The organism is Mesorhizobium sp. P5_C1, assembly GCF_054049815.1.
Genome location: NZ_JBFULQ010000407.1, coordinates 1 through 5,208, shown reverse-complemented (window position 1 = coordinate 5,208; position 5,208 = coordinate 1). Strand labels below are relative to the sequence as shown.

The following is a 5,208-nucleotide window of genomic DNA, read 5'->3' as shown; positions in this document are numbered from 1 at the left end:
GACGGTGACCGGCGGCTTTCCCGAAATCTTGGTCAGCGCCGCGATCATGTCGCGATCGCGGTTGAGGCCAGGCAGAAGGACGACGGCGGATTTCATTAGCTTGTCCTGAATTCGTTGTAAGATGTTTTTAGCGCGAGCGCAGCGTACACCTCGAATAGATGTTGCAAAATATCGTCCTCGATTACAACGTAGCGGCCGTTCAGAGCACGAATACGTGTCACAGAATCAGTAAAGGCCGTCTTGAAAATCTCATCAAGCATGAGAGCTTTGCGAGAACCCTCTGGTTTGTAGGTTGCTGTCCGCCCCGTTTTCTCACGAGCAACCTTGAAGGCGAAGGAAGATTGCTCTGGGCGCCCTCCTATGTGATTGCCTATCCGCTGCCAAATATTCTTGGCGCGGCCGACATAGATGGGAGTCGTATTTTCGTAGAGAGCGTACACTCCTGGCTTCTTAGGAAAACCGGTACGCGGGCTTGCAGGTCTGAGATCGCAACGGAGCAACTTCTCATAGAGCGACGGCATCTGGTCAACGGCATTGCTGTACTCGGCCAGCAATGCCATTTAAGCGATCTCCACCGCATAATTCTCAATCACCGTATTCGCCAGCAGCTTGTCGCACATGGCCTTCAGATCAGCCTCGGCCTTGGCCTTGTCGGTCTCGGAAAGCTCGACGTCGAACACCTTGCCCTGCCGCACCGCGCCGACGCCGCCGAAACCCAGTCCGGACAGCGCGTGTTCGATTGCCTTGCCTTGAGGGTCGAGCACGCCGTTCTTGAGGGTGACGGTAATGCGGGCCTTGATCACGCTGGACATGCTCCTGTTCTCAATATCGGGACGCAAGCCGCTATCAGTGCGGCTTGCCTTTGGCGCCATCCGTCGAGGCAACAAGCACCGGGCCGGTGGGGCGCGGCGGCTCGTTCTCGTTCATGATGCCGAGGCGGCGGGCAACTTCCTGGTAGGCTTCGACGAGGCCGCCCATGTCGCGGCGGAAACGGTCCTTGTCGAGCTTGTCATGCGTCGCCACGTCCCACAGACGGCAGGAATCCGGCGAAATCTCGTCGGCGACGACGATGCGCATCATGTCGCCTTCGAACAGGCGGCCGCACTCGATCTTGAAATCGACGAGCTGAATGCCGACGCCCATGAACAGGCCGGAGAGGAAGTCGTTGACGCGAATGGCGAGTGCCATGACGTCGTCGATTTCCTGCGGGCTCGCCCAGCCGAACGCCGTGATGTGCTCTTCCGACACCATCGGATCGTCGAGCGCGTCGGCCTTGTAATAGAATTCGATGATCGAGCGCGGCAAGACGGTGCCTTCCTCGATGCCGAGGCGCTTGGACAGCGAACCGGCGGCGACATTGCGCACCACCACTTCGAGCGGAATGATCTCGACTTCCTTGATCAGCTGCTCGCGCATATTGAGCCGGCGGATGAAGTGGGTCGGGATGCCCATCCGGTTGAGATGGTTGAAGATGTGCTCGGAAATGCGGTTGTTGAGCACACCCTTGCCGTCGACGACTTCATGTTTCTTCTTGTTGAACGCGGTTGCGTCGTCCTTGAAGAACTGGATGAGCGTACCCGGCTCGGGTCCCTCATAGAGGATCTTGGCCTTGCCTTCATAAATGCGGCGGCGATTTTTCATCTGATTTTTTCTCTGGGGTTCCAGACAGGCGGCAATCGACCATTTCCTGTCCGTCTGCCTGAAATAGTGCGGCTACTGTAGGGTTCAATGCCGGGTCTATCCCAATCACATCGTTTGCTCAATCGGCAAATCCTTCCAATCAACCGCTTTCGGGACTGAAATGCCGCAGCGCAGCATGCAACGAAGCGTATTGACCGGCTCGCGACCTTTTGGTTTGTGCTTCCCCAACACATATACGTCATCACCAGCGAATCGATTTCCATCGGAGGGATGCCATGAGCAGCATGAAGGATCGCGAAGAGGGCTTTGAACGCAAATTCGCATTCGACGAGGAACTTCGGTTCAAGGCATCGGCTCGCCGCAACAAGGCGCTCGGCCTGTGGGCCGCCGCAAAGCTTGGAAAGTCGGGCGCCGATGCCGACGCCTATGCCAACCAAGTGGTCGTCTCCGACATCGAGGAAGCCGGCGATCACGACGTGTTCCGCAAGATCCGCAAGGATTTCGACGACGCCGGTGTCGACCAGTCGGACCATCAGATCCGCCGCACCATGGACGAGCTGATGGCGCAGGCGATCGAGCAGATCAAGAACACCTGATCCGACCACACTCTGGACCAATCGACCGCCCGACCTATCCGGGCGGTTTTTCTTTGCCTTGCAGCGGTTTCCGGCTGAAACTGCGATCCTTAACGAGGAAAGTGTAGATGTCCCTGAAGTCCCGCCTTGCCGCCGATGAAACGCTGTTCACCGCATGGTCCGGCGTGCCGGATGCCCTGACCGTCGAGATCGTCGCCAAACAGGGCTTCGATGCCGTCACCCTCGACATGCAGCATGGCGGCCATCATGAGGACAGCGTGCTGCGCGGTCTGGTGCCGGTGCTCGCTGCAAACAAGCCGGCGCTGGTGCGCATCCCGGTCGGCCGCTTCGACATGGCAAGCCGCGCGCTCGATTTCGGCGCCGAGGCTGTCATTGCGCCGATGGTGAACTCGGTGGCCGATGCAAAACTGTTCGCCGCGGCCATGAAATACCCGCCGCTCGGCGAGCGCTCGTGGGGCCCGACCTATGCCTTTCCGCGCCACGGCAAGGGCGACCAGGCTGAATGGCTGCGCGACACCAATCAGCGCACCATGGCCTTCGCCATGGTCGAGACGCGTGCTGCCCTCGATGCGCTCGACGGCATCCTAGACACGCCGGGCATCGACGGCATCTTCCTCGGCCCGTCGGATTTCTCGATCGCCTGGAGCAACGGCGCGACCATCAATTCGACGCTGGAAAGCATGATGGAAACGGTGGCGTCGGTCGCCGAGCGCACCCGCAAGGCGGGAAAACATGCGGCGATCTATGTCGTCGAGCCGGCAATTGCCGGTCGCGTCGTCTCGATGGGCTACCGGCTGCTGGCCATGGGCTCGGAACACGCGCTGATCGGGCTCGGCGCAAAAACCCTGTTGAAGAGCGTCAGGGATTCGATCGGCGCCTGAGAGAGCTCAGGGTTTCAGATCGGTCAGGAACTTGGCGAAGGTCATCGAGCCCTCGGGCCACGGACCAAAGCCCGAATCCGCGTTGAGGTGACCGGTTTCGCCGGCGTCGATGAACAGCGAGCCCCAGGCGCCAGCAATGTCCTCGGCGACATCGAAGGCGCAGAACGGGTCGTTGCGGCTGGCGATCACGATCGAAGGAAAGGGCAGCGGCTCGCGCGGATAAGGACCGAAGGTCATCAGGTGCCGGGGCTTGATCCCGGGGTTGGCGACATCGGGCGGCGCCACGAAGAAGGCGCCTGCGACCGGCCTCTGGAACTGCGGCATGGCCTGCACTGCCGCGGCCACACCCAGTGAATGCGCGACAATGACGACCGGTCGCTCGGCCTCGTTGACCGCCTTGGCCACGCTCGCCGTCCAGTCCTCGCGCACCGGTTTGGACCACTCCGCCTGCTCGACGCGGCGCGCCGTCGACAGCTTCGACTGCCAGCGGCTCTGCCAATGGTCCGGGCCAGAATTGGTGTAACCCGGCACGATGAGAATATCTGCTTCCTTGACCTTCATGGCGCTGAAATAGCGAGCGGCGTCGCTTCGTGCAACGGCCATGAATCGCGCTCTTGCTCACAAATAGTGAACACGATGTTCGCTTCTTCAAGTCTTGTGTGAACGATGCCGATCGACGATTTGTCGTCAGGAGAGAGAAACAGCCGTGTGCGGGACCCCCTGCGCGGCGTACTATGGTTGGCGGCGTGGGGCTCCTTGTCTTGGAAGTTTCACCGCAGGCCGGCCGAACGGAGAATTTGATGAGCGAATTGCCTTTTGCCGCCACGACTCCCGTCAGCGTTGCCCGCGTCGGGCTTAAGGCGCGCGACGCCGAAAGTCTTGCCGCCTATTATCGCAGCGTCGTCGGACTGCAGGAACTGAGCCGCGCCGATGGCGCGATCACGCTCGGGGCCGGCAACCGTCCGTTGCTGGTGATCGAGGCGGACGCGGCGGCAAAGCCGGATGATCCGCAAAGTGCGGGCCTGTTCCATACTGCTTTTCTGCTGCCGAGCCGCGCCGATCTCGGCCGCTGGATCAACCACGCCATTGCCGACAAGATTGCCATCGAGGGGGCTTCCGACCATCTGGTCAGCGAAGCGCTCTACCTGACCGATCCCGAAGGCAACGGCATCGAGATCTACGCCGACCGTCGTCCGCACGACTGGAAGTGGAATGGCGACAAGATTGCCATGGCGACCGAGCGGCTGAACATTCCGTCTATCGTTGCCGAGGTGCCGGCGGGTGACGCCGGTTGGCAGGGCGCGCCGGAAAACAGCATTGTCGGCCATGTCCACTTGCGTGTCGGCAGGCCGGAAGACGCCGAAGCCTGGTGGAATCAGGAATTCGGCTTCAACACGGTAGCGAAATATGGCGGCCAGGCGGTGTTCCTGTCGTCGGGCGGCTATCACCACCACATCGGCGCCAATGCCTGGCGCAGCCCCGGTGCCGGCCGCCGCGGTCCGGGTCGGTCGGGCCTTGCCTGGGTCGAGATGCGTTCGGACAATGTAACCAGCCCGGTAACCCGCGAAGACCCATGGGGGACTGTGATCAACACCGTTCCCGGCAAGGCCTGATTGCCATTTGGAGAGCGTCCTCTCCCCGTATAGTGACGGGGAGAAGGGAAAGCTCGCCTCAGGCTTCGCCGAACACCCGCTTGAAGATCGTATCGACATGCTTGGTGTGATAGCCGAGGTCGAATTTCTCGCGGATCTCGGCTTCGGGCAAGGCGGCGGTCACTTCCTTGTCGGCCAATAGTTCTTCAAGAAAATCAGCGCCTTGCTCCCACACCTTCATGGCGTTGCGCTGCACCAGCCGGTAGGAGTCCTCTCGCGACAGGCCGGCCTGCGTCAGCGCCAGCATGACGCGCTGCGAATGCACGAGGCCGCGGAACTTGTTCATGTTCTTCAGCATGTTGTCGGGATAGACGAGCAGCTTGTCGACGACGCTGGTCAGCCGTGACAGCGCGAAATCGAGCGTCACCGTGGCGTCCGGGCCGATCATGCGTTCGACAGAGGAGTGCGAAATATCGCGCTCGTGCCAGAGCGCCACGT

General features: G+C 60.9%; 7 protein-coding genes and 2 pseudogenes. 3 read left to right on the top strand and 6 right to left on the bottom strand.

Going from position 1 to position 5,208, the window contains the following annotated elements:
- From ACXJ7R_RS24450 to purC, 4 genes and pseudogenes are all read right to left on the bottom strand, one after another.
- Positions 1–96, bottom strand: a pseudogene (locus ACXJ7R_RS24450) (phosphoribosylformylglycinamidine synthase subunit PurQ); the annotation flags it as partial.
- Positions 96–560 carry a GIY-YIG nuclease family protein gene (locus tag ACXJ7R_RS24445; protein ID WP_457154073.1) on the bottom strand — a complete coding sequence of 155 codons (465 nt, stop codon included), beginning with the start codon at positions 558–560 and terminating at the stop codon, positions 96–98. The pseudogene ACXJ7R_RS24450 and the gene ACXJ7R_RS24445, both read right to left, overlap by 1 nt.
- Entirely contained in the window at positions 561–803 is a 243-nt protein-coding gene (purS, locus tag ACXJ7R_RS24440) for a phosphoribosylformylglycinamidine synthase subunit PurS (protein ID WP_457154074.1), read from the bottom strand.
- 43 nt (positions 804–846) lie between these two features.
- The gene (gene purC / locus ACXJ7R_RS24435; protein ID WP_095085488.1) at positions 847–1,641 is read right to left on the bottom strand and encodes a phosphoribosylaminoimidazolesuccinocarboxamide synthase; all 795 of its coding nucleotides are present in this window, start codon (positions 1,639–1,641) and stop codon (positions 847–849) included.
- A 275-nt stretch (positions 1,642–1,916) separates the two neighbouring features.
- Here purC and ACXJ7R_RS24430 point away from each other — a divergent pair, with 275 nt between their 5' ends.
- Positions 1,917–2,237 carry a DUF1476 domain-containing protein gene (locus ACXJ7R_RS24430; protein ID WP_457154072.1) on the top strand — a complete coding sequence of 107 codons (321 nt, stop codon included), beginning with the start codon at positions 1,917–1,919 and terminating at the stop codon, positions 2,235–2,237.
- A 107-nt stretch (positions 2,238–2,344) separates the two neighbouring features.
- Positions 2,345–3,118: an HpcH/HpaI aldolase family protein gene (locus ACXJ7R_RS24425; RefSeq protein WP_111542506.1), complete on the top strand. Its 774-nt coding sequence runs from the start codon at positions 2,345–2,347 to the stop codon at positions 3,116–3,118.
- Positions 3,119–3,124: 6 nt separating this feature from the next.
- Here ACXJ7R_RS24425 and ACXJ7R_RS24420 read toward each other — a convergent pair whose 3' ends face one another.
- Entirely contained in the window at positions 3,125–3,679 is a 555-nt protein-coding gene (locus ACXJ7R_RS24420; protein WP_184872185.1) for an RBBP9/YdeN family alpha/beta hydrolase, read from the bottom strand.
- Between the two features lie 239 nt (positions 3,680–3,918).
- On the opposite strand from ACXJ7R_RS24420, the gene ACXJ7R_RS24415 reads away from it, so the two are divergent.
- Positions 3,919–4,731: a VOC family protein gene (locus ACXJ7R_RS24415; protein ID WP_457154071.1), complete on the top strand. Its 813-nt coding sequence runs from the start codon at positions 3,919–3,921 to the stop codon at positions 4,729–4,731.
- 58 nt (positions 4,732–4,789) lie between these two features.
- Here the strand turns inward: ACXJ7R_RS24415 and ACXJ7R_RS24410 are convergent.
- A pseudogene (locus tag ACXJ7R_RS24410) lies at positions 4,790–5,208 on the bottom strand (adenylosuccinate lyase); the annotation flags it as partial.